Origin of the sequence: Dyadobacter sp. CY327, from assembly GCF_021390415.1 — a bacterium.
GTDB classification, from domain to species: Bacteria; Bacteroidota; Bacteroidia; order Cytophagales; family Spirosomataceae; genus Dyadobacter; species Dyadobacter chenhuakuii.
This window is the reverse complement of the sequence record NZ_JAJUXJ010000005.1, coordinates 247,861-272,201: the sequence shown is the minus strand read 5'-3', so window position 1 is coordinate 272,201 and position 24,341 is coordinate 247,861. Positions and strand designations below refer to the sequence as shown.

Sequence of the window (24,341 nt, the reverse complement as noted above, 5' to 3'; positions counted from 1 at the left end):
GTACTTTACCCCTATGTGTATGGAAAAATATCGAACGGCCAGTAAATTGGATCAAAACGGCCGCATCGCTTTTACAAACCTGCCTTTGAAATAATTGGAAAAAAGATTGTCCTCCCGCACGCCGCGCGATGTGGAAGCGTGTATAAACATAATTTCTTCCTGGTTACGGACATCGGTAACAATGCCGGCGTGAGAGACATAACCTTCTTTTCCGGCTTCGGGTACAAAAAACAGCCAGTCGCCCGGCTTAATGTCCTTGATGCTGCTCACTTCCCGGCCAAACTCAGATTGCTGCCAGGAAATGCGAGGCACTTTTACACCGATTTCGGAATAAACGGAGCAGATCAGGCCGGAACAATCAATACCGTTTTTATCATTTCCACCTGAGCGGTAGGGCGTTCCCGCGTAAGTCCGCGCCACCTCAACCACTTGCGGAACCGCTGTTGGAGGAAAATCGCCTGGCTTGCTATATGTTGGTTTCGTAGATGTTGCAGGTTTTCTGGCCGGCGTCCTTGCGGGTGGTCTTCGTGCGACGGTGCCACGCGATCGGGACGATTTTGACGGGGAATATCTTGAAGAATTCGATCTTTCCGGCGTTTTCCGAAGCGTGTCGCAGGCAGTTAGAAATAAGGTTAATGCGAGTGTGCAGATTAAGAAATAAGGTTGTCGGGAAATTTGGATCTTCATGCGCAAGCTTTCTGTTAATAACGATACTTTCCTCAAAAATATTAAACATTTCCGAAGCAGATTTGGCGAATAACGGTAGTTTTGTTGTGTTTTTACTCATTCCAAATTTTATTTGCTCCTAATGAAAATTATTTGTGTAGGCAGGAATTATACCGAGCATATAGCTGAATTAAATAACGAAAAACCCGACGCTCCCGTAATTTTTTTGAAGCCCGAAACGGCGCAGGTGCGGGCCGGAGAACCCTTCTTTTATCCCGATTTTTCAAAGGATGTACATTACGAAGTCGAGCTCGTGGTGAAAATAAACCGCGTAGGAAAGAACATTGAAGAGCGGTTTGCACATAAATATTACGACGAGATAGGCGTAGGCATCGACTTCACCGCCAGGGATTTGCAGTCTGAATTAAAGGCCAAAGGCTTGCCGTGGGAATTGGCAAAAGCATTCAATGGTTCGGCACCGGTCTCTGAATTCGTTCCGATCTCGGATTATGAAGACATTCAAAACCTGAATTTTAGCCTCGATGTGAATGGTGAAGAGCGCCAGAACGGCAACTCGTCCATGATGCTTTACCGCATTAATTACCTGATCTCCTTTGTCTCCAAATATTTTATGCTCAAAAAAGGCGACCTGATTTTTACCGGAACACCCAAAGGCGTTGGGCCTGTGCAAATCGGCGACAAGCTTACTGCGTCCATTGAGGGCAAGAAGATGCTTGAATTATTCGTTAGGTAAACCTTGATCTTCTATTCGGTTGCAGGGTCGTTCATCCATACACTTCGTTTTCATGCATTATCATTTTCGGGCAATGGTCCGTATTGGTTTGTTATTGTCGGGCTTCATGGGCTTATGCCTGACTTCTTTTGCCCAAACACAAACGTATCCAAAAGGTTATTACCAATTTCCGATCCGGCCGGGGCTTTCCAATTCGCTTGCCGGCGGGCTCGGTGACCTGCGCAGCAATCACTTTCACGCCGGGCTGGACATTCGTACCGAGCAGCGCGAAGGCCTGAATGTGTACGCGGCTGCGGAAGGCTATGTTTACAAAGTGGCCGTTCAGCGGAGTGGTTACGGCAATGTGATCTATTTGCGGCATCCCAATGGTCAGACAACGGTTTACGGGCATTTATTGAAATTCAGTGATCCTTTGGCGACCTATGTGCGCGAAGAGCAGTATAAAAAACAGACATTCGAAATCGACCTCTTTCCGGAGGCGGGAAAATTCAGCTTCAAAAAAGGTGAAATCATAGCGCTTTCCGGCAACACGGGTGGTTCTGCGGGGCCACATTTGCATTTTGAGATCCGCGATTCCAAGGACAATTTTCTGAATCCTTTGTATTTTGGATTTAATGAAATCAAGGATGTTACGCCTCCGAAATTTGTCAATCTGGCGATCCGGCCGCTGGACATTAATGGACGGCTTAACGGTCAGTTTGGTCGGAAGGTTTACTCGCCGGTTAAGCTGAAAGATGGTTCTTACAGGCTTGCCGACACGGTTTCAGCAACGGGAATATTGGGCATTGATATGGTGGCGCATGACCAGATGACGGGCACAGGGTTTCGCTATGGTTTGCAATGCATTGAGATTAAAATGGATGGAAATGAAGTTTTTTCCTATAACATTGAGATTTTCCCCAACACCGCTACAAGGGATTATAACAACCTCATCGACTACGAAACGGAGCAAAAAACCGGGCAGCGTTATCTCAAATGCTACGTTCCGGACGGTAATAATTTCAATTTATACAAAACCAATGCGATTAACGGCAAGCTGAACATTACTGATACACTGCTTCATGAAGTGCGCATTAAAATCACCGATTCCTACGAGAATGCGTCCGAGCTCGTTTTCGTCATCAAAGGTGAACCGCAAAATCCGCCACTTCCGGTTTACGACGTAGAAATAAATCCGGAATACATTCAGACCGATGTGCAGGAAAATACATTGGTCATTAAAGCAAAATATTACCGCAGCGCGATCCCTTTTGCAACCTTGTATTCCAATGGTAAGGAAGTGAAAAAAGAGCCCGATTTGTATGCGGATGAATCGGCCGTCTTTTTGACAGATTTAAGGAAATACATGCCTGACTCAGTCAAAATAGGCAAAACGACGGTGAAAACTTTTCTGCGAAGCCAGATTTTTCCCGCAGTTGCATCCAGTTATAAGGCTGAGAAATGGTCGGTGGATTTTCGCAACACGAGTATTTTTGACACCTTATTCCTAACCGGGCAGCAGAATTTCAATGCGCTGACCATTAACAACCGGGGAACAGCGCTCAAAGATTATATATCCGTATCATTCAAGCCGGAAACTGTCCCTGAAAACAAGGAAAGAACGCGCGTTTACCGCTATATTGATGGTTACTATCGGTTTTTGGGAGGTGCCTGGGCGGATGACGAGATCAAATTTGAAACCCGGGAGCTCGGAACATTTGTTATCCAGGCAGACACCGTTCCACCTAAGATCCGGCTTGTGGAGCATAGTAAGGACAGAATCCGCGGATTTATTGGCGATGCCACATCCGGCGTGGATCATTATAAAGCATTGGTCAACGGGGAATGGGTGCTGATGAATTTTGATTCCAAAAAAGGCTATATCTGGTCTGAAAAGATGGATCCAACGGTGCCATTTGAAGGCGAACTAACGCTTGAAGTGACCGATAGGGCAGGAAATAGTACTATCTTGCAAACCGAATTGAAAGATCTGCCGGTTGCGCGGAAAAAAACGAAAAAACGAAAAAAGTAAAAGTATGGGACTTCAAGTTGGCGATTCCGCCCCAGCGTTTTCTGCTAAGGATCAGGATGGTAATGAAGTGAAACTTTCTGATTTTAAAGGAGAAAAAGTCATTCTTTACTTTTATCCAAAAGACGATACGCCCAGTTGCACAGCTCAGGCCTGTAACCTCCGCGACAACTACGATGTGCTTTTGAAAAAGAACTACAAAGTTTTGGGTGTAAGTGCAGATGATGAGAAATCGCATCAGAAATTCATTAAGAAATTCAACCTGCCTTTTCCGCTACTCGCTGATACTGACCAGAAAATAGTGAATGATTATGGTGTCTGGGCTTTGAAAAAAACTTTTGGCCACGAATATATGGGCATTGTCCGCACAACATTCGTCATTGATGAAAATGGGATCATTGAAGAAGTTGTTCAAAAAGTGAATACAAAGAATCACACTGATCAAATTCTTAACAAAAGTGAATAATAAAGAGTCATTCTCAAAGCCGTAATAATAGGACATTTACGTGCAGAAAATGGACGCTCAAAGAACGTATTTGATAAATAGAAAATCGATAAACATGGAAGTTGAACAATTAGAGAAAGTTGCCTCACAAGTTCGCAGGGACATTGTCCGTATGGTGCATGGCTGCCAGTCGGGACACCCGGGAGGTTCACTGGGCTGTACAGAATTACTTGTGGCGCTTTATTTTGAGCGTATGCAATTGAAAGAACAGGACGGTAAGCCAGTTTTTGACATGAATGGTAAGGACGAAGATTTGTTTTTCCTTTCCAATGGACATATTTCACCGGTTTGGTATAGCACACTTGCACGCAAGGGATATTTTCCGGTGGAAGAAATGGCAACATTCCGCAAGCTGGATTCGCGTCTGCAAGGTCACCCGACCACGCACGAGCACCTGGAAGGCATCCGCATAGCGTCGGGATCATTAGGACAAGGAATGTCCGTGGCGATCGGCGCTGCAATGGCGAAGAAACTGAACGGTGATAAAGGACATGTTTACGTGCTCATGGGCGATGGTGAGCAGCAGGAAGGCCAGGTTTGGGAAGCAGCCACATTCGCGCCGCACCACCAGATCGACAACCTCGTGGCATTCATCGACCTCAACGGCCAGCAAATCGACGGCCCGACAGTGAAAGTAATGAACAATCGCGACCTGGGTGCTAAATACGAAGCATTCGGCTGGGAAGTGATTTCTATCGAAGAAGGCAACGATATGGCTTCTGTGCTGAAAGGTCTTTACGAAGCAAAAAGCAGGATGGGACACGGCAGACCAATTATGGTTTTGCTGCACACCGGAATGGGTTATGGTGTTGATTTCATGATGGGCAGCCACAAATGGCACGGCGTAGCGCCTAATGATGAGCAACTTGCGGCAGCGCTGGGCCAGTTGGAAGAAACTATGGGAGACTATTAATTATATACAATGAAAAAATACACCTTCACTGAGAAGAAAGATACACGTTCGGGCTTTGGGGCCGGAATGCATGTGTTGGGACAGCAGAATCCAAACGTTGTGGCACTTTGTGCTGACCTGGTTGGTTCGCTGAAACTCGAACCATTTATAAAAGAAAATCCGGACCGTTTTATCCAATGCGGTATTTCGGAAGCGAATATGATCGGTGTTTCTGCCGGTTTGACCATTGGCGGTAAAATTCCTTTTGCTACTACATTTGCGAACTTTGCTACGGGCCGTGTTTATGACCAGATCCGTCAGAGCGTTGCTTATTCCAATAAAAATGTAAAAATCTGTGCTTCACACGCGGGCCTTACATTAGGTGAGGACGGCGCTACGCACCAGATCCTGGAAGACCTTGGCATGATGAAAATGTTGCCGGGCATGACCGTTATCAATCCTTGCGACTATAACCAGACGAAAGCAGCAACGATCGCGATCGCTGATTACGAAGGTCCGGTTTACCTGCGTTTCGGACGTCCGGTAATCCCTGTCTTTACGGATGCGGATCAGAAATTCGAGATCGGTAAGGCTTGGATGGTGAATGAAGGAACGGATGTGAGCATTTTCGCAACGGGCCATATGGTTTGGGAGGCAATCCAGGCTGGTGAACTTCTGGAAGCAGAAGGCATCAATGCGGAGATCATCAACATTCATACCATTAAGCCTTTGGATGAAGAAGCGATCCTGAAATCTATTGAGAAAACAGGTTGCGTGGTGACTGCTGAGGAACACAACCGCATTGGTGGTTTGGGCGACAGCGTGGCGCAGGTTTTGGTTAAAAACAAACTGGTTCCTCAGGAATACGTGGCGGTGAACGACAGCTTCGGAGAAAGCGGAACGCCTACACAATTAATGGAGAAATACGGCCTGACAGCGAAGCACATTGTGGAAGCTGCTAAGCGTGCTATCGAGAGAAAAAAATAGATTATTGAAGTCCCCGGCCAGCTTTTTGCGGCCGGAAATCATTGAGTCTTGCGAAAGGTTGAAACGCTGTTTTACTTTTTGCAGGACTCAAATTTTATTTGCCCTGAACCAAAAAATGAACTATTATTGACTTGTGTTGATTCGGGAATTAGTATTGATTAAATGTCTGACGAAGAATTATTATCCCTTTTTGAAAATCCCGAAACGCGCCGGAACGCTTTCAGTCAGCTGGTGCGGAAGTATCAGCAAAAAGTATATTGGCTGGTAAGGAAAATGGTTGTAGACCATGATGATGCGAATGACATTACACAGGATGTGTTCATCAAAGCCTGGACGGCGCTGGAAAATTTCCGTGGCGATTCCAAATTCTACACCTGGCTTTACCGCATTGCGAGCAATGAAGCCATTAATTTTCTCAACAAAAAAAGAAAACGCTTTTTCATTTCAATCAATGACGTGGAAAGTGAGCTGAGCGAAAAGCTGGAAGCGGATCCGCTGGTGAGCGGCGATGCCATTCAGCTAAAACTGCAAAAGGCATTATTAAAATTACCAGAAAAGCAAAGGCTGGTTTTTAACCTTAAATATTTTGAAGAGCTGCCCTATGAGGAGATTTCGGAGATCACCGGGACGTCGGTGGGTGCGCTAAAAGCTTCATATCATTGGGCTTCAAAAAAAATTGAGGATTATTTAAATGAGACAGATTAAACCATTGCAAACTAGTTTGGTCAAACATTTACAAGAGTGGAAATATAAATAATCATGGATAATAAGCGCATACGACTGGATGATCTGAAAAAGGAAGTTCCTTTCCAGGTTCCGGAGGACTATTTTGACAAATTGCCTCAGATGATCCAATCAAGAATCCCGTCGGAACCTGTTCGTAAGCCGGTTATAGGCTGGTCGTGGCAGCGTTCATTGGCGCTTGTGTCGGCTATGGCTTTGATTTTAGTGCTGGTATGGGTAACCGTTCCCGAACGCCAGGGATCACTTGGGCAGGAGCCATTGAGCGGCATCAGTAATGCATCCATAGTGAGTTACCTCGAAGATCAGGATATCAGTTACTACGATTTGAGCGAGCATAAAGTTGTTCAGAAGGCGTTTGACACAGATTCTACTGTACTTTTTTACCTGGATGGATTAGAAGATGACATTCTTCGCCAGCAATTACAGGAATCAGTTTCAGGCACTGAGACGATTTGACCCTAACAATAATTATAAAATGAACTTACAACTTATTACCAGACACCGAAACCTGTTAACCCTCCTCTTCATAGCAATGCTTTCCATCACTACGGCAAGCGCGCAACGGAAATCGGAGGAAGAAATAAAACGGATTCAGGATGCGAAAGTGGCTATTATTACCAACCGGCTGAATTTAACGCCGGAGCAGTCAACAGGATTCTGGCCGGTTTACAATGAATATTCCCAAAAACGCCGAGAAATTCACCGTGCGCAAAGGAAGATCATCAATGATAAAAAAGCAGAAGGGCAGAATGACGAGCAAGTGCTTGGTAACCTGAAAGAAGTGCAGGACTTGCGTCAGAAGGAGCTGGACCTTGAAAAAGAATATCAGAATCGCTTTTTAAAGGTAATTACGGCAAGCCAAGTGATCGAATTATATAAGGCGGAACGTACATTCAATGATATGCTTATCCAACGCCTTAAGAACAAATAAGGACTTAAAGGATTTTTGACCGGCTTATCGGCTTATTACAAATCGTTATCCCACACTGGCACTCGTCGGTTGTGGGATTTTTTGTGCAAAAAAATAGCCGGCGTGGTGCCGGCTATTTCGTATATAATTACAGAATCTCAGCAATGTCAGTGGCCACCGACCACTTCTACGCCTTCAATTCCTTTGGTTTCAACCGTAATGTTACGCAGCGGTGCTGCATGTTTTTTGAAATCCTGGATAATTTCCAGCACATCGTAATCTATGTTCATGGAGCGGCTGCCGTCGATGACAACTGTTGAGCTGTCGGGCAGGTCGTCCAGTGTTGCGCTGATGCTGCCTTTGTTCAGGAATGTAACTTCCTCAGACAAGATAAGCGTGATCACATCCCCATCGCGGTGTTTCTCTTTCACATAATGATAAGAGTGCTTGTAGTTTTTGCGAAGGATAAAATAAATCGCCACAACCATTCCGATGGCAATTCCTTTCAACAAATCCGTGCTCAGAATGGCGATAATGGTCACAATGAACGGGATAAACTGCTCTTTGCCGAGTTTATACATGCCCTGGTAAAGCGAAAACTTGGAAAGCTTATAACCCACCATCAGCAACACCGCCGCCAGCGAAGCCAACGGAATGTAGTTCAGCAATGTAGGAATAAACAAAGCCGAAAGCAGCATAATAGACCCATGCGTAATGGTGCTCATCTTGGTCCGGCCACCTGAATCAATGTTGGCAGAGCTGCGCACGATCACCTGCGTGATAGGCAACCCACCGATTAACCCGGATGTTATGTTACCGATACCCTGCGCAACCAGCTCCCGGTTTGTGGGCGTATTGCGTTTGTAGGGATCCAGCTTATCCGTTGCTTCCACGCATAAAAGCGTTTCAAGGCTCGCTACGATCGCTAATGTTACAGCGATGGTGTAAGTTTCAACGCGGGTAATTGCAGAAAAATCAGGTGTTTTGAAAAAACTGAAAAATTCCTGCGCATTGCTCGCCACTGGCAGCTGCACCAAATGATCACCGCCCAATGTCCAGGCAGGCATCACCTTTGAAAAGAGAAGGTTCAGCAGGATTCCGCTGACCACTACAAACAATGCACCCGGGATAAACCGGAAAAGCGAAACGCGCTTCATGAACGGGCGGTCGAACAACATCAGCAATCCGAGCGAAATCACAGAAATAATGATGGCTCCCGTGCTGCTGTATTTTACTGCGTTAAAAAGCTCCGTAAAGGTGTTTTGTCCGTCTTTCTGATTGAATGCTTCGTCGCCCATAAAGTCGGCGTCATACCCGAATGCGTGCGGTATTTCCTTCAAAATGAGGGTTATACCAATGGCAGCAAGCATTCCTTTGATCACAGACGACGGGAAATAATAGCCAATGATCCCGGCCTTCAAGAAACCAGCAATCACCTGGATTACCCCCGCCAAAACCACTGCAAGCAGGAATGCTTCGAAACTCCCGAGCGTATCCAGCGCATTGAGCACGATCACAACCAGACCAGCGGCCGGGCCAGCCACACCTAAGGGCGAGCCGCTAATGGAACCAACCACGATTCCACCAATGATCCCGGCAATGATTCCGGAAAACAGGAGATCAGAGCGTCCTGTCGAGGCCAGCGCCACACCAAGACATAATGGTAAAGCAACCAGATAAACGACGAGTCCGGCCGGGACATCGTACTTCAGGTTGGAAAACAAACTTTTTTTATCTGCTGACATACGATTATCGCTAAGAGTCTAATATTAAATGAGGGCTGCTTAATGTCAGGCGATAACCGGAACGTCCATCCGATATACATTCTCCATATCGTCTGCACTGTCCATTGTAATGCCGAGATCCTGAAGAACGCCGGTGCCGACTGCGTACACGACACCGTGCACTTGCAAAGGCTTTTTGTTAGCCCAGGCATTTTGTACGATGGAAGTTTTGGCAAGGTCCATCACCTGCTCGATCACATTGAGCTCAACAAACCGGTCGGTCCTTTTCTGAGTGTCCTCAATGGCGTTCAGTTCTTCCTGGTGCAGTCGGTACACATCTTTAATATGTCTCAGCCAGTTGTCGATAAGGCCTACTTGTTTGTTGCCCATTGCTGCTGCAACACCGCCGCAACCATAGTGTCCACAAACGATGATATGCTGCACATTAAGCACATTAACAGAGTAATCGAGCACACTCAGCATGCTCATATCCGTGTGAATGACCATGTTGGCAATGTTGCGGTGCACGAAAATATCACCAGGCATTGTTCCGGTTAATGCATTGGCGGGAACGCGGCTGTCAGAACATCCGATCCATAGAAACTTTGGGCTTTGTCCGTTTGCTAGTCTGTTGAAAAATTCAGGGTCTTCCTCGTTAGTTGCATCGACCCATTTTTTATTGTTTTCAAACAGTTGGTTATACGACTTGATCATGATTTTTTTTGAATATAAATTATAGAATAGGAGAATCTGGACAATGCGCCTGGCCGAATGTAAAATGTACACATCCGCAGGAGCACCATGCTCACAGAATAAATAAATGCAAGAAAATCAGATCAGTTCGGGGGGCGGCGAGAGCAGCTTCAGCGAGATTTCATTTGGAAATCCGGCAGAGAAGGAGAAAGACTTCGAAAGGGGGAATGATAAAGGGGATTTATCAAAATGTAGGGAATGAGAAATCAACAACTGGTCGTCGCTGATTTTCTCAACTTCTGTTTTTTCATTATCACAAGTGCCGGTATCGCAAACCACAGATGACTTTTCCTTGGCCAGCAAGAGACTGGCGACATCTGTGGCTTTACAGATGAGGAAGGCCGTAAGTAATATGAGACAGAGCGATTTGAGCAACTTGTGATACGATTAATTAATAACGCTTACTTGGCTTTCCATTGTTTTTCATTGTTTTCCAGCCAGCGTCCTACAAGGAACGCAGAACCAAGAAGAACCACATAAAAAACGATCATTATGATTGTCATTTCCATAAAAAAGCAATTTATACACTACTTAACGTTAGCAAAATTAACTAAAAATGTCTTTAACCGTTCAATAAATTAAAAATTTAAAGGACCCCTTTGGTTGAAGGCATAAAGTCGAGTGCTTTTAAATCACGTCTGACGGCCATTTTTATTGCCTTGGCGAACGCTTTAAAAATCGATTCGATCTTATGATGCTCATTGTCACCGCTTACCTGAATATTTAAATTAGAGAGCGACGTGTCTGAAAATGATTTGAAAAAGTGAAAAAACATTTCCGTCGGCATCTCACCAATTTTCTCTCTTTTGAATTCTGCATCCCAAACAATCCACGGACGGCCTGAAAAATCAATAGCAACCTGGGCAAGCGCTTCATCCATAGGAAGCAAAAACCCATATCTGCTAATCCCGCGCTTATCGCCAATGGCTTGTCGGTAAGCTTCACCCAGCGCCAGCGCGGTGTCTTCAATGGTGTGGTGTTCGTCAATATGCAGGTCACCTTCGACATGGATCGAGAGGTCGGCGCCGGAATGTCTGGCCAGTTGATCCAGCATATGGTCGAAAAAGCCGAGTCCTGTATGAATGTCAGATCTGCCGCTTCCATCCAGGTTCAGCTCGACTTTAATCTGTGTTTCTTTTGTATTGCGTTCAACAGACGCAGTTCTGGAAGGCAGCTTCAAATGTTCATAGATTGCATCCCAATCCCTTGAAACATAGCTGGTAGCTTTCTGCATTTCTTCGGACATTCCCGTTTCAGGGGTTTGATCCAGAAATAAAATGGCCTTAGCTCCCAGGTTTACAGCCAATTGCACATCGGTAAGGCGGTCGCCGATCACGTAACTGTTAGGCAAATCGTATTCTTCTGAAAAGTAGGAGGTTAACATTCCGGTGCCTGGTTTTCTGGTAGGAAGGTTATCTTCCGGGAAACTGCGGTCCACGTGAATGTTTGTGAAATGTATATTTTCTCCCGCTAAGGTTTGCAGCATCTTATTTTGCGCCGGCCAGAAGGTGGGTTCAGGAAAAGAATCCGTTCCCAAGCCATCCTGATTGGTTACCATTACCAGCTCATAATCAGTTTCTTCTGCAATTTTGCGGAGTGCGGATATTGCTTTGGGTAAAAATTCGAGTTTTTCTAATGAGTCTACCTGAAAATCAGTGGGCGGTTCAACGATGATCGTTCCGTCGCGATCAATAAATAAGACTTTTTTCATTAATGTTATAAAGGATATGTTAGGCAAAAGGAATGCTGGTTTCCTGCGTTCGTGCAAAGTTCGCAAACTATGTGGATTTGAAAAGATTTACCCACATCAATAGCGCCTTTCGTACTGCAAAGAGACGTTATAAATCGTAACTTTGTGTTTAAAATTTCGTCTAAGATAATGTTTACAGGAATAGTAGAATCCGTTGCAACGCTTTTAAAAGTGGATTCAGAAGGCACTAACAAAACTTTTTCGTTTCAATCACCCATTGCTTCGGAGTTTAAAATCGATCAGAGTATCAGCCATAATGGGGTTTGCCTGACCGTTGTTGCCGTGGAAGGAGACACCTATAAAGTCACCGCCATTGAGGAAACATTGCTGAAAACCAATCTGGGTGACCTGACTATTCAGGATAAGGTCAATCTGGAACGTTGTATGCCGGCCAATGGCAGGTTCGACGGACATATTGTGCAGGGGCACGTGGACCAGACGGCTGTGTGCACATCCGTGGAAGCACGAGACGGCAGCTGGCTTTTTGATTTTGAATATGATGCCTCCACCGGAAATCTGACGGTAGAAAAGGGCTCCATATGTATCAATGGCGTGAGTCTTACCGTTTTTAATTCTGAAACCAGTTCGTTCCGGGTTGCAATCATCCCTTACACCTATGAATTTACTAATTTCCATAGCCTGAAAGCAGGTGACCGTGTCAATCTTGAATTTGATATTCTAGGAAAGTACATTAAAAGAATTCTTGGGTCATATACCGCATAGTATATTGGCATCCTGAAATATTACGTTTATTTTTACCCGTCTATACATTTCGAGCTTTAACAATACATGGCCAAAATAAGTACTCAGTCCAGAACGGATCTTTTCATTCATATCGGAATTATAGTTTCATTGCTTTTGGTCCTTTTTCTGGGTTTTTTCTTCGTTTATCTGCCTTTTACGACCAATCATGGCGAGGCTGTAACCATACCGGATTTGAAGAAAAAGAATGTTGCCGAGCTTGAAGAATTTCTTGAGAGCCGCGACCTGCGTTACGAAGTAGATTGCACTTTCGTTGCTAATGTGCCGCCGCTGACCATCATTTCACAATATCCATTGCCGGGAGCCAAAGTAAAAGAAGGCCGGAAAATATATGTGACCGTTTCATCACGCACCGCGCCGTTGATCAAGATGCCGAAGCTGACGGATATGACGCACCGCAGCGCGCAAATGTTGCTGAAAAGTGTTGGTCTTGAAGAAGGAAATATATCCTATGTGCCGGATATGGCGCAGAATGCGGTTTTGAGGCAAATGTATAACGGGAAAGAGATTTTACCCGGACAAGCAATTCCGAAGGGCTCGAAAGTAGATCTGGAATTGGGGGAAGGACTTGGAACAGCACAATTTGAAGCGCCGTCCGTTTTAGGCTTGCCGTTGGACGAAGCGAAAATTGCGCTGATAGGAGCGGGGCTTAAAGTTGGGCAACAGATGGAAATACCGGCGGAGGAAGGACAAGCAGCGGGCACGGTGGTAAGACAGAACCCGGACGCTGGAAATAATGTAAGAATAGGAGATGTAATCGATCTCTGGATCACACCACAAGCAGTTGAATCAACTGGGAATGAGAATATATTACCGGAACAGTAAATTTTATTTTGATAATAAGAAACGTATAATCCTGACATTGCTCCTCGCGCTTTTTCAGTGTCAGTTGCTATACGCCCAATTAAAGCTCGTTCCTATCAACGGCTCCTATGCCGATGAGGAGGCCGGATCACAAAGCACATTGCGGACCGGGGCAACGTTGAACCTGCCTTTTTTTGATGATTTTTCAACCACCAAAACGGCCAGTCCAAACACGGCAAACTGGCTTCCTGGAAGTGGGGTTTACATTAACAATACACTTTCCAGCTTGCAGCCCTCGCTCAACATTGCGACTTTTGAGGGCTTGAATGCAACGGGAATCCCGTATAATCTCGTCAATCCGCTTACTCAGAATTTTACTGATACATTAACTTCTCAGCCCATTGACCTGGCCGGAAAGAAGGCTTCGGATTCACTATACATTAGTTTTCAGTGGCTGGCAAAGGGTTTGGGTGAACTGCCGGATTCCAGTGACTATTTCCAGCTTGAATTTTTGAGTAAAACCAATGGCTGGGTTACGGCCTGGCGGCAGGTTGGTTACAAGCTAGATACGGTTTATAAGAATCAGTTTGTGAAGATTACTGATCCAGACTATTTTCATAATGCATTTCAGTTCCGGTTTCGGGCCTATGGGCGTAATTCGGGTTATTACGACACCTGGCATTTGGATTATGTTTATTTAAATACAAAACGGTCAGTAAGACAACCTTACATTTTTGATGTTGCGGTGAGAAAAGCCATCTCTCCGTTTTTGAAAAAATATACCGCTATGCCGCTCCGGCAATATCGCGTCAATCCCCAGGCTGCTATTTCGGATTCGGTGAAGACCGATGTTGCGAATAACTTCAACAATTTCAACATTCTGACCAGCACATTTACCATCCGGGATGCGACTAAGGGCACTGAATTGTTTCGGAATGTTCAGAGGTCGATTTACGTCGAGTCGCTCAAATCTAAATCTTTGGCAGTCAAGACGGCTCCGCTGGCTATTAATAGCAATCTGGATAGTTTGAAATTGATTACTAAATTTTGGGTAACTACCACGGATACCATTCCGGGAGTTAATTTGAAGACCAATGATTCCATCACTTCGCGGGTAGATTTGACGGATTATTATGCATATGACGATGGAAGTGCAGAATATGGCGTGCAGGTAAATCAGAAGCTGGGACGCGTGGCTGTCCAGTACACATTGGCGAAGCCTGATACAATTGGCGGCGTAAGGCTTGCTATGGTCCAGTTTAACAAAGATGTTTCGGGACAGGGATTTACGATTCAGATCTTTGATAACAAAAACGGCAAACCGGACAAGCTGATCGCGCAAAGATCTGTGGGAGCAAGATATCCAGCCTTACGAAACGGGTTTATTGATTATGCATTCAGCACACCAGTTGCTGTCCCCGATACATTTTATGTGGGCTGGCTCCAACTGAACGAGCAGCCGGTTACAGTAGGATTTGACCGGAACTCCATGTTGGGTAGGAACGCGGTTTTCTATAATTTAGGAACCGAGTGGGCCAAGGAAACTGCGTTGAAGGGCAGTATCATGATCCGGCCTTATCTGGGAAAAAAAGCAGCGGGCGTGGTGACAGGAAATGAACCGGTTGCGACTACCGACATTCGCTTTTTCCCAAATCCGAACAAAGGCGTTATCAACTGGGAGAATGCTTCTATAAAAAGAATCGAAATTTACGCAATGCAGGGACATTTGGTTCAAACCATTGTTCCAGAAAAGGACCAGCGTTCCGCCGTGGTTCAGTTGAGTGAAGGAATTTATGTTGTTAAATCGTCGGATGGGAAACGATCATTTACACAAAAGATGTTATTTGTCCAATAATCTTATTAATAACAAAAAGAAGACACTATGGATATTACAGTGCAAGAACTGAAAGAACGTTTAGATAAAGGGGAAGACCTGCATTTTTATGACGTTCGGGAAGAACACGAGTTCGAAGAAGACAATCTGGGCGCGAAACTGATTCCATTGGGTGAGTTGCCCGATCATCTGGACGAGCTTGAATCTCTGAAAGATGAGGAGATCATTATTCACTGCCGTTCGGGAGCAAGAAGCGGAAAAGCGGCCCGTTTCCTGGAATCACAGGGTTTTTCAAATGTTAGGAACGTGTTGGGCGGGATTCTTGCCTATCGTGAGTTGGAGTAACATCTTCCTACAAAGTATTATTATCCTGAATCCTGGCCTGAATGTAGGCCAGGATTTTTTCATATTCGTCGGCCTGGAACCATTCGAATTTCCCTTGATTACGGAACCAGGTCAGTTGCCGCTTGGCATACCGCCTTGAATTCTGTTTCAGTAGCCGGATCATTTCCTTTTCGTCATACGCATTGTCGAGATAACCATAAACTTCCTTGTACCCGACCGTTTGAAGCGCATGGTGGGATTTGTATGGAAGCAATGCTGTCGCCTCGTCAACAAGCCCTTCTGCAAGCATTATGTCCATCCGGTCGTCAATGCGTTGATACAGTTCGGAACGATCTCTGTCCATAGTGATCAAGATCTGCTGAAAGGGCCGCTTAGTGATGTTTTTTAAATGATATTGACTGATTGGCGTGCCGCTTGTGTAAAATACCTCCAATGCCCGCACTACGCGTTGAGGATTGTTAATTTCTGCCGTAACAGCGAACGCCGGATCTATTTCACGAATCTCTTGCTGCAACACCTCAAGTCCTTTTTCATTAAGCTTTTGGGTCAAAGAATCTCGCAGGCCCGGCAAGGGTGCGGGCAGGTCGTCTAAGCCTTCTGAAACAGCCTTCACATAAAAACCCGAACCTCCGGTCATCACGACGTAATCGTGCGTCTCAAAAAGCGTTTCCAGTAATGTCAATACATCGCGTTCGAAATCCCCGGCGCTGTAAATTTCTGAAATAGAATGCGAGTTGATAAAATGGTGCTTGACTTGCGAAAGCTCTTCGTTTGTTGGCTTCGCTGTGCCAATGTTAAGTTCTCTAAAAAATTGCCGCGAGTCGGCGGATATGATCTCCGTATTAAGCGCTTTGGCTATTTGAATGGACAATGCGGTTTTTCCAACTGCCGTAGGGCCGGCAATGATGATCAGGTATTTCTGTTGGCTTTCAGACATTCAAGCGCTTTTGATTCAATGTTATTTCGTCGCGAATTTACATATCAGCAGTTTGTACACATCACTTTTTATCATATTTAGGCAATAGTATCATGCCGGTTTTGCAATCTTTTGACAGCGAGAAGGATTAATAATTTTTTTTGTATAATTTATGGAAAAAACGCCCTTGTTCTCGTCATATTGAATCGGCCAGCGTAATAAGCTCTAACATTTTTCTTTCTTATTTTTAATTCACATTCTAAACATTGCAAGTTATGTTCAAAAAATTATTACTATTTGCCTGGATCGGGTCAATGGCATTTATGGTTGGCTGCAAAGGCGAGCAGGGTGATGTAGGGCCTAAGGGCGATGCAGGCGTAGCCGGCCCGGCAGGACCAGCTGGGCCAGCGGGACCGGCTGGGCAGAACGGCACGGGCTCAGGTGGGGGGGCATTTATTATCTCCTCTGGTGCAGTCAAAACGGATACAAGTGGAAGTTTCAGTATAGGCTACAATGATCTGACGCCTGAGGAAGATAGCCTCTTTCAATCTTCTGCAATTTTGGTTTATATCAAATCTCAAAATGTATACTGGCCATTGCCAGGAGTGGTTGTTTTTGGAACCGGAACAACGAGCACAGCTAGCGAATTTACTTTTGTGCATGGGATTCAGGAAGGCACATTTTTCGTAGATATATTTCAGAGAGGCTGGTCTGAGGAAAATATCAAAACTGCTCCGGACAGATCATTTCAGGACGTGCGTGTTGTGATCATTCCTGGCATCACGGCTGGAAGAATGAGTGCCGAGGTTCTCAAAAGTTACGAAAAGACAATCGCAGCCTTAGCTTTGACAGAAGACAAAACGAAGCTAGGAAAAACGCTACAATTCAAGCTTTCCAGAAAGTAGGATACGAAGCAAACAAAAAAAGGTTATCCAGCGCGGATAACCTTTTTTTGTTACTATGAACTTATGAGATTAATATTCCCAAAGTCCGTGTTCAAGTTCCATTAATTCTTGCTCGTAGTTCAGAGACTTGATAAGTGCTTCTTTTTCTCCATTGTAGATGTCAAGAAACGCTCTGTCGTTCGCATTGGAATACTTGGTGATACGGCCGTAGAAAAGGCGCAAATCGAAAGCATCCGCAAGGTTCTTATTCTGAGCAGTATTATGGGTGTTATACCAGATATATTTCTTAGGATCGCTTCTAAACAGTCTTTCCACATCTTTGTAACGGAAAGACGCAACTGGCAATTCAAGACCCGTAGCAGTTTGCTCCGAAGGAAGAATGATCGTCAATGTTTGAATGTCATTGTACAAGCGTGATCTTTTTTTGTCAAATGTCCAATCTTCCTTAATTTCCAAAATGCTCAACTGCTCAGGGAAATACTCTTCCTCAGTAGAGGCAATCTGGGTTTGGAAGCTGCTATCAACCTTAGGCTGCTCAACAACGGGTTCCTCTGCTTTTGCAACCTCTGTTTTAGCACCTTTTTTGCTTGATTTTTTCTTTGGAGGACCCCAGCCATCATCTTCCGCTGCTGCTTCAGTTTTGGTTTCCTTTTTGGTGTTACCCCATCCGTCATCAGCGGCTGCCGCGGTCTTAGTTGGATCTGCCTTTGGTTTAGCACCCCAGCCATCGTCCGTTTTTGCAGGCTCACCAAAGCCAGCTGCTATTTCCTCAGCAGATAACCCAGCAGTTTGATTTGGGATTAATATACGTTTGTGTAACTCTTCACCATCAATTTTAGTAGCACATGAGTCATTTGTATAAGCGTCAATTAAACCTGCTTTTGCAGCCTCCAACAGGTAACGTGTGATCTCATTATTTTTAGAGAACATTGAAACATTTTGTTTCTCTTTAAGATCGACTCTTCTCCAAAGCGTCCTTTTCATCAGGACATCGCCGTCAGCAATCGGGCGTGATGAAAACTGATTCGCTGTGGAATCTTCTTTTTCCTGAGCAAAAGCAGCGCCTGTGCCCAAAGACAAAGAAAGTAATGACCATGCAATCGTTTTTCCGTTCATTCTTCTCATAACATACATAAGGTTGTATTGCCCAATCAACGATTAAAATTGACGTATTAGTATAAGGTTACCTGTCTGTATTGGTTACCCATTTCAACTTCATTCACAGCGCCTTTGAAATTCTGACGCTCTACTTTAAGGATTGAGATCACATAACGATCGCCAGGTTGCGCTTGTTGTGCCAATGACGATATTGATCCGCCACCGCCGTTCAATGTAACTCCACCAATTCTTCTGTTTCCTCTGGCCAGAGAAACCTCAACCTGAGACACTCTGAATTTCGCATCTTCCGGCGAGAAGTTTTTAAAACTTTCATCTGGAACAGCAATCACTTGAATGCTGCGTGCTCCCGAAGCAGGTGCTCCTTTACGTTCGTCAAATACTGCACCATTAACTCTCACTTCAAGCGAAGGCTTAGGCACTTTATTAACTCTGAATGGCTCGGAACCCAGAACATTGCCAGCATTGCTGACCGTAATATTCAACTGCGCTTTGTTAGGAACGATCGTGAACTTTCCTTTTTGTCCGCTCTGGATAATTTCTCCACCGTCAGTTGAGAAGCTTGGTGCCCAAAGTGGTCCCAATGCCGGGCTCTGGATACTTAGTTTATTAGCACAACCCAGGTACAAAGGAGGAAGTGTTCCTGTTTCAATCTGGTAGGAAGGTTTCACAACGAAGTATTCCTGGTTCATTGTATAAGTTGTATCCCGTCCTGATGGAGTAGGGATAGTAATGCGAGCTTGCAGTTCTTTCCGTACAACGCCCTCTGCATTATAGCCGCCGCCTTGCGCAGTAAATTCGATCATACCAACGCCGTTTTCAACCTTTACAGGTGAGCCGTTCAAGCTCATACGCGGTGTTATTCCAGAAGCAGAAGCTGCGATGAACATTTGTCCTTTGAATTTCGTACCTGCAACAACGGTTTTTGCATCAGCGCTAACCATTGCCAGAACGCGGTCAAATTTAACGTCTGCTGCACCAACCTTGCTTGCAAGGTAATTCAAGACTTCACCTTCCATGCGGCGAATGTCTGTTTGTTTCTGACTCAAAACCGCCAATGCAGCTGCAACAGGAGTCGATTCAAAATTTAGTTCAGCAAAATCCTTATTGCGTTGGTCTTTATTTCCTTTCACACTCGGATCTTCTCTGCCGTCCATCGCAAGCATTTGAAACTTGTTTGGCGACAACTGGTTAAGCTGAGCAGTGTAAGCATTAAGCGTTTGCTTCAAGCCATATGCTTTACCTCTTTTACCTTGTGCAATCATCAATTCGGCAACCTTAGCTTCTTCCTGAGGATTTTTAATTCCACCTTCCTCATTAAATCCGCCACCTGCTTTGTTAATGATCTCTTGCTTTAAAGCATTGATTTGGTTGGTAATGTCTGCTGTAAACTTACGAACCTCCTCGGCTTGTTTAATTACGGCAACGTCAGCTGAACGGTTTCCCGCTTTTTCAACTGCCGCTTTTATTTTAAGTACAGTTTCCTGGTTTATTTTATTAGCTGCTCCGGAGGATAGTTCCAAAGAATTGTTCAGAAGAATGAATTTTTCTATGATGGCTGAGCTTACCTGCAACGCGAGCATTGCAGTAAGTACCAGGTACATCATGCCAATCATCTTTTGACGGGGTGTTTCTTTTCCACCTGCCATATATTCAGAAATCAGTTATCAGTGATTGAATAATTTATTATGCATTGCCACCACGCATGGCAGTCAGCATATTACCATAAATGCCATTCAGAGACGAGATGTTGTTCGTTAGTCTGGACATTTCATTTTTAAACACTTGTGATTCTTTGGTAGCGTCAGCCATGTTTTCCATCGCAGTAGTAAGGTTGCCATAGAACGCATTCATTGCTTTCAAATGCTTGGTTGTGTCTTGCAATTCCAGCTCATAAACTGCATTCAGCGCGCCCATGTTCTTAGTGATCTGCTGAAACTGCTCACGATATGATTGTGCATCCTTGGTAGCATCAGCCATAGAACTCATCGCGCTGATAGCAACTCCATAAGATTTATTCATATCATTGATCGCAGTTGACGCACTTTTCACATTTCTTGCGTAATCATTAGTAGCAACGGTTGCATCGGTCAGATCGCTTATTTTACCAACTGTTTCAGACAGGTTTCTGAAACCTTTTCCAAGGCTGTCGAAAACTTCAGGACCGAGCTTAGCATTGTCAAGCATGTTATCCAGCTTAGCAGTAACACCGCTTGAAGATGTAGAACCACGCGTGATTGCCGGGCCATTGTAATCGTCAGCAAGCTCAGGGTAAACGCGGGTCCAATCCGGATCGCGGTCAGAAGATTGTGTTAGTGTTTGAAGTGCATAAAGTAAGAAAATAAGAACCTCAGTTCCCAAACCGGCAGTAAGTAAAGGGCCGCCGAAGTCCCAGTGTTGAATTTTCGCTAACGCTCCCAAAATAACAACGGCAGCACCTGCGCTATATATTGTTGGTACCAGTTTATCCCAAAAAAAATTAGGTCCGCTATTCTTAGCCATACTTATTGAAATCAGTTACAGTGAAAAAATTAGATATTGATAAAGAAAAGTGTTTTGAAAAGGTCGTAAAAAAGAAGCAGTGTTTGAAACGCTGCTTCTTTTTCGAAGAGATTCTATCTAGCGACGGCGTGCACGGGCACCTCCGCGGTCATTAACATTATCCATTACGCAGCGGAAGCCGATAAATGCACGACGCTCAGTTTCGTATTCGAACGTTCTTGTGCCGGTCTGTAGGTAGTAAGCAATGTCTTTCCATGAACCTCCTTTAACCACCTTGCGGGGTTCGTCTGGATTGTCATATCTTGGGTTCATATCCCAGACAATCGCTGTTGCATTGTCTGTGTAAGCGTCCGAAGTCCATTCAGCAACGTTTCCTGCCATGTTATAAAGGCCGAAGTCATTTGGATTGTATGCATTTGCAGGGCCTGTGTAAGGATAGCCATCCGCATCATAGTTTCCGCGTTGTGGTTTGAAGTTCGCCAGGAAGCATCCTTTTGCATTCATAGTGTAAGGATTACCCCATGGATATTTTGCAACTGCACGTCCGCCTCTTGCTGCCCATTCCCATTCTGCCTCTGTCGGAAGACGGAAACCTGTCGAGTTGAACTGTCCTTCTTTGTTCTGAAAGTCATGCAAAAGGTTAGTACGCCATTTAGAGAAGTACTGAGCACCTTGCCAGCTAACACCTACAACCGGGTAAGTATCGAATCCTGGATGTTGATAGTAATATTCAACAAACGGGTCACCGTTAGAATATGCAAAGTCTTTTTTCCATGCTGTTGTATCAGGATAGTATTTGGACATAATTTCTTCTTCTCCCAAAACTGAAACCGAGTCAACCAGCAAGGCATTCACAAACTGGCGATATTCGTTGTTTGTGATCTCCGTATCATCCATAAAGAATGAGCTGATCGTCACGCGCCGGTTCATGTTGTTCATGGAAGAAGCTATATCTTCATCGGCCTGTCCCATTACAAAGGAACCTGATGGGATTACCACCATTCCAGCCGGAGTTGTCTGCTTGTAACCTTTACGGGCTGTCGCTGTAATTTCCCCGTTTTGAATCCCGCTTTCTTCTTGTCCTCCCTTGCCAAACTTACTCTTAATAAACCCGCAACTTTGCATCAGCATAAGAGCGGCTACCAAAAGCAGGCTTTTGACTCCATCCCGATAGAACACTTTCACATTCATAGTGTTTTTGTAAAATTTGAATAATAAAATGTTAGCCTAAAAACGTCGACTGGTGATATATAGTATACTTGAAATAAAAACAAAAATAACAATCTCACGCTCAGCAAAATCTGGGAGAAATTATATTGTGAACCTCCCCAATCGATCACCAAGCCTGCATTTATCGAGTAAACGTAAGAATAAGATAAATGGTATAAGGCAAGATTATTTTACAAATATAAATTAAAGTTTCGCAAACTGATCACTTTCAATTACCTGCTGGTTTACAAAAACCGTTTAATAATTGCCAAAATCCACGGTATTTTAAATAATTTCCGGATTCCATAGTACTATATACGGAGCCTGTCAACAGTGATGTCAAAACCTGAAACGCGGCGTCCGGATGATTGTCTTCTTGCCAAACTTCGGAGATGGCAGCGCGTACGACAACATCACTTCGAAAGACGACGGTGCTTTGGAATCATTTCCTCCTAATACAAGATCATACGCTCCGGATAGCCTAAGCGATTGATCCGGTAGCAGATAAATCCCCCCCATCACGATAAAATAGGTGTCCTGCTGTCTGTAAGTTCCGCCGATCCAGTAACGTTTGTTATAGGTAACCGTTGCGCCGCCCTCGGCAGAGAACGTGCTGATGTCGGACTTTAATAAAACAATTGGCTGTATATCAAGAAGGTAACCCAATTCGATATTTAGACCTGCATTGAAGTATAATGTCTTCGGTAATGGGTTAGTCGCTGTTGTTGATCCGAGCTGATATTTTGGTTCCAGTAAGTGATTTAAAGATACGCCTGCATAGAATGTTTCATTCTCAAAACGAGCCCCAACAGAAAAATCAGGATTGATTTCTGAAATGTTTCCGGTTGGGATCAACGGATCATCCAAGTCCTGATATCTTAATTTGCTGTAATCGATTGATTGCCTGAATAATCCTGCGCTAGCCCCAACCTGAAAATTGCCACCAAAAGCCGGAATCTTATATGCTGCTGACAATTTGAAATCCTGATCCGTACGCGGGCCGCTGCGGTCATTCAGCGCATAAAAGCCTATCCCGAAATTCTTGATAGGCATACTGAATGAGAAAAGTTGCGTTGACAATGCACCGCCTTCATCCGAAATATTTGTTCCCTGATAGCCAGCATATTGCGTTCTGTGCGTGAGCTGAAACTTCGTAAGCCCGTCTGCGCCGGCAGCTGCTGGATTAAGGTAAAGCTGGTTAAGAGAAAATAAGCTGAATTGTGCGTCTTTCTGTGCCATCGCACCGCTGGTGGTCAGGAGTATTATTGCAAGCAGCCGGATATATTTAATACTTCGAATAATAAAAGTCAAAGTCATGCCTGTGGGTTTGGTTAAGGAACACGCTGGGAGTTTTCGGATTTTATTTATAACGCATATTGCTTAAAAAAATTGATAAAATAACAAAAAAGCCCCGGAAATTTTCCGGGGCTTTTTTGGACGAAATTCGGTCTAAACATTGTTCGCTTGCCTGATATAAAGGTCAAGCGCGCCGGTCATGGATGGGGCATTTGGCAAAGGTGCCTGAATGTCCAGAAAAAGTCCTGCATCTGTAACCGCTTTTGCCGTTGTAGGGCCGAAAGCCGCAATTCTGGTATAATTTTGCTTGAAGTCAGGGAAGTTGTCGTATAATGATTTGATCCCGGACGGACTAAAAAACGCTATAATGTCGTAGTAAACATCTTCCAGGTCAGAAAGATCGGCTGAGCCTGTTTGATACATGGTAGCCTCAGTGAAGTGGAACTCCTCCGTATCTGCAAACTCCGGAATATCGTTTTTACGCACGTCCGAACATGGATATAGGAATTTCTCTTTCTTGTGTTTCCGCATCAGCTCGATCAGTTCGGCAGCCGTCTTGGTGCCTGTAAAGATCTTTCTTTTGCGAATGACAATGTATTTCTGAAGATAATTGGCAGTCTGTTCTGAGATGCAGAAATATTTCATTGTTGCCGGCACCTCAACTCTTCCCTCGTTACAAATCCGGAAAAAATGATCAATGGCGTTACGGCTTGTGAAAATGACCGCAGTATGATCCAGAATGTTGATTTTTTGTTTACGGAAGTCTTTGTAAGAAACTCCGTCGATTTGTATAAACGGCCTGAAATCTACTTTGATGTTATACTTTTTGGCCAATTCATAATAAGGTGAATTCTCGTCGGCTGGTCTGGATTGACTAACTAAAAGACTGGTTACTTTTTTAAGCCGCTCCTGATCAAAATTGATGGTATCACTCATGTATAATCCTCATTAGTTTAAGT

25 protein-coding genes are annotated in these 24,341 nt (G+C 44.5%); 13 read left to right on the top strand and 12 right to left on the bottom strand.

What is annotated here, in order from left to right; all coding sequences use genetic code 11:
* Positions 1 to 51: 51 nt before the first annotated feature.
* On the bottom strand, positions 52 to 687 hold the full coding sequence (locus LZG74_RS14760; RefSeq protein ID WP_233797314.1) for a C40 family peptidase: 636 nt from the start codon (positions 685 to 687) through the stop codon (positions 52 to 54).
* A gap of 121 nt (positions 688 to 808) precedes the next feature.
* Here LZG74_RS14760 and LZG74_RS14755 point away from each other — a divergent pair, with 121 nt between their 5' ends.
* The 8 genes from LZG74_RS14755 (at position 809) to LZG74_RS14720 (ending at position 7,487) form a co-directional block, all read left to right on the top strand.
* Complete coding sequence (locus LZG74_RS14755; RefSeq protein WP_233797313.1) at positions 809 to 1,420, top strand: fumarylacetoacetate hydrolase family protein; 612 nt, start codon at positions 809 to 811, stop codon at positions 1,418 to 1,420.
* A 52-nt stretch (positions 1,421 to 1,472) separates the two neighbouring features.
* Positions 1,473 to 3,431, top strand: a complete 1,959-nt coding sequence (locus LZG74_RS14750) for a M23 family metallopeptidase (protein WP_233797312.1) — start codon at positions 1,473 to 1,475, stop codon at positions 3,429 to 3,431.
* A 4-nt stretch (positions 3,432 to 3,435) separates the two neighbouring features.
* Positions 3,436 to 3,894: a thioredoxin-dependent thiol peroxidase gene (gene bcp, locus LZG74_RS14745; RefSeq protein WP_233797311.1), complete on the top strand. Its 459-nt coding sequence runs from the start codon at positions 3,436 to 3,438 to the stop codon at positions 3,892 to 3,894.
* Positions 3,895 to 3,988: 94 nt separating this feature from the next.
* Positions 3,989 to 4,846: a transketolase gene (locus LZG74_RS14740; protein WP_026628473.1), complete on the top strand. Its 858-nt coding sequence runs from the start codon at positions 3,989 to 3,991 to the stop codon at positions 4,844 to 4,846.
* Positions 4,847 to 4,855: 9 nt separating this feature from the next.
* Positions 4,856 to 5,812, top strand: coding sequence for a transketolase family protein (locus LZG74_RS14735; protein ID WP_233797310.1), 957 nt, complete (start codon positions 4,856 to 4,858; stop codon positions 5,810 to 5,812).
* 162 nt (positions 5,813 to 5,974) lie between these two features.
* Positions 5,975 to 6,517: an RNA polymerase sigma factor gene (locus LZG74_RS14730; RefSeq protein ID WP_026628471.1), complete on the top strand. Its 543-nt coding sequence runs from the start codon at positions 5,975 to 5,977 to the stop codon at positions 6,515 to 6,517.
* A gap of 54 nt (positions 6,518 to 6,571) precedes the next feature.
* Positions 6,572 to 7,012, top strand: coding sequence for an ash family protein (locus LZG74_RS14725; protein WP_233797309.1), 441 nt, complete (start codon positions 6,572 to 6,574; stop codon positions 7,010 to 7,012).
* A gap of 19 nt (positions 7,013 to 7,031) precedes the next feature.
* Positions 7,032 to 7,487 (top strand): hypothetical protein, encoded by a 456-nt coding sequence (locus LZG74_RS14720; RefSeq protein WP_233797308.1) that lies wholly within the window; start codon positions 7,032 to 7,034, stop codon positions 7,485 to 7,487.
* 146 nt (positions 7,488 to 7,633) lie between these two features.
* Here LZG74_RS14720 and LZG74_RS14715 read toward each other — a convergent pair whose 3' ends face one another.
* The 4 genes from LZG74_RS14715 to hisB all read right to left on the bottom strand — a co-directional run bounded on the left by LZG74_RS14715 (position 7,634) and on the right by hisB (position 11,654).
* A complete protein-coding gene (locus LZG74_RS14715; RefSeq protein ID WP_233797307.1) occupies positions 7,634 to 9,211 on the bottom strand; it encodes a SulP family inorganic anion transporter in 1,578 nt (525 codons plus the stop codon).
* 45 nt (positions 9,212 to 9,256) lie between these two features.
* On the bottom strand, positions 9,257 to 9,904 hold the full coding sequence (gene can, locus LZG74_RS14710; RefSeq protein WP_026628467.1) for a carbonate dehydratase: 648 nt from the start codon (positions 9,902 to 9,904) through the stop codon (positions 9,257 to 9,259).
* Between the two features lie 117 nt (positions 9,905 to 10,021).
* Positions 10,022 to 10,318: a hypothetical protein gene (locus LZG74_RS14705; protein WP_233797306.1), complete on the bottom strand. Its 297-nt coding sequence runs from the start codon at positions 10,316 to 10,318 to the stop codon at positions 10,022 to 10,024.
* Positions 10,319 to 10,529: 211 nt separating this feature from the next.
* Positions 10,530 to 11,654 carry a bifunctional histidinol-phosphatase/imidazoleglycerol-phosphate dehydratase HisB gene (gene hisB / locus LZG74_RS14700; protein WP_233797305.1) on the bottom strand — a complete coding sequence of 375 codons (1,125 nt, stop codon included), beginning with the start codon at positions 11,652 to 11,654 and terminating at the stop codon, positions 10,530 to 10,532.
* 168 nt (positions 11,655 to 11,822) lie between these two features.
* Between hisB and LZG74_RS14695 the strand changes: the two genes are divergently transcribed.
* The 4 genes from LZG74_RS14695 to LZG74_RS14680 all read left to right on the top strand — a co-directional run bounded on the left by LZG74_RS14695 (position 11,823) and on the right by LZG74_RS14680 (position 15,438).
* Positions 11,823 to 12,416 carry a riboflavin synthase gene (locus LZG74_RS14695; protein WP_233797304.1) on the top strand — a complete coding sequence of 198 codons (594 nt, stop codon included), beginning with the start codon at positions 11,823 to 11,825 and terminating at the stop codon, positions 12,414 to 12,416.
* A 66-nt stretch (positions 12,417 to 12,482) separates the two neighbouring features.
* The gene (locus LZG74_RS14690) at positions 12,483 to 13,280 is read left to right on the top strand and encodes a PASTA domain-containing protein (RefSeq protein ID WP_233797303.1); all 798 of its coding nucleotides are present in this window, start codon (positions 12,483 to 12,485) and stop codon (positions 13,278 to 13,280) included.
* Positions 13,255 to 15,114 carry a T9SS type A sorting domain-containing protein gene (locus LZG74_RS14685; RefSeq protein WP_233797302.1) on the top strand — a complete coding sequence of 620 codons (1,860 nt, stop codon included), beginning with the start codon at positions 13,255 to 13,257 and terminating at the stop codon, positions 15,112 to 15,114. Before LZG74_RS14690 ends, LZG74_RS14685 begins: the two co-directional genes overlap by 26 nt.
* A gap of 27 nt (positions 15,115 to 15,141) precedes the next feature.
* Positions 15,142 to 15,438: a rhodanese-like domain-containing protein gene (locus tag LZG74_RS14680; protein WP_233797301.1), complete on the top strand. Its 297-nt coding sequence runs from the start codon at positions 15,142 to 15,144 to the stop codon at positions 15,436 to 15,438.
* Positions 15,439 to 15,445: 7 nt separating this feature from the next.
* Here the strand turns inward: LZG74_RS14680 and miaA are convergent, their stop codons facing one another.
* Complete coding sequence (gene miaA / locus LZG74_RS14675; RefSeq protein WP_233797300.1) at positions 15,446 to 16,375, bottom strand: tRNA (adenosine(37)-N6)-dimethylallyltransferase MiaA; 930 nt, start codon at positions 16,373 to 16,375, stop codon at positions 15,446 to 15,448.
* Positions 16,376 to 16,629: 254 nt separating this feature from the next.
* Here miaA and LZG74_RS14670 point away from each other — a divergent pair, with 254 nt between their 5' ends.
* Complete coding sequence (locus LZG74_RS14670) at positions 16,630 to 17,259, top strand: hypothetical protein (protein ID WP_233797299.1); 630 nt, start codon at positions 16,630 to 16,632, stop codon at positions 17,257 to 17,259.
* A gap of 69 nt (positions 17,260 to 17,328) precedes the next feature.
* On the opposite strand, the gene gldN is transcribed toward LZG74_RS14670, so the two are convergent.
* The 6 genes from gldN to LZG74_RS14640 all read right to left on the bottom strand — a co-directional run bounded on the left by gldN (position 17,329) and on the right by LZG74_RS14640 (position 24,318).
* Positions 17,329 to 18,393 carry a gliding motility protein GldN gene (gldN, locus tag LZG74_RS14665; RefSeq protein WP_233797298.1) on the bottom strand — a complete coding sequence of 355 codons (1,065 nt, stop codon included), beginning with the start codon at positions 18,391 to 18,393 and terminating at the stop codon, positions 17,329 to 17,331.
* A gap of 38 nt (positions 18,394 to 18,431) precedes the next feature.
* Complete coding sequence (gene gldM / locus LZG74_RS14660; protein WP_255699299.1) at positions 18,432 to 20,024, bottom strand: gliding motility protein GldM; 1,593 nt, start codon at positions 20,022 to 20,024, stop codon at positions 18,432 to 18,434.
* A gap of 37 nt (positions 20,025 to 20,061) precedes the next feature.
* Positions 20,062 to 20,877, bottom strand: a complete 816-nt coding sequence (gene gldL / locus LZG74_RS14655) for a gliding motility protein GldL (protein ID WP_233797297.1) — start codon at positions 20,875 to 20,877, stop codon at positions 20,062 to 20,064.
* A 117-nt stretch (positions 20,878 to 20,994) separates the two neighbouring features.
* Positions 20,995 to 22,068 (bottom strand): SUMF1/EgtB/PvdO family nonheme iron enzyme, encoded by a 1,074-nt coding sequence (locus LZG74_RS14650; protein ID WP_026628456.1) that lies wholly within the window; start codon positions 22,066 to 22,068, stop codon positions 20,995 to 20,997.
* Positions 22,069 to 22,425: 357 nt separating this feature from the next.
* A complete protein-coding gene (locus tag LZG74_RS14645; protein WP_233797296.1) occupies positions 22,426 to 23,403 on the bottom strand; it encodes a type IX secretion system membrane protein PorP/SprF in 978 nt (325 codons plus the stop codon).
* A gap of 132 nt (positions 23,404 to 23,535) precedes the next feature.
* On the bottom strand, positions 23,536 to 24,318 hold the full coding sequence (locus tag LZG74_RS14640) for a uroporphyrinogen-III synthase (RefSeq protein ID WP_233797295.1): 783 nt from the start codon (positions 24,316 to 24,318) through the stop codon (positions 23,536 to 23,538).
* Positions 24,319 to 24,341: the final 23 nt, after the last annotated feature.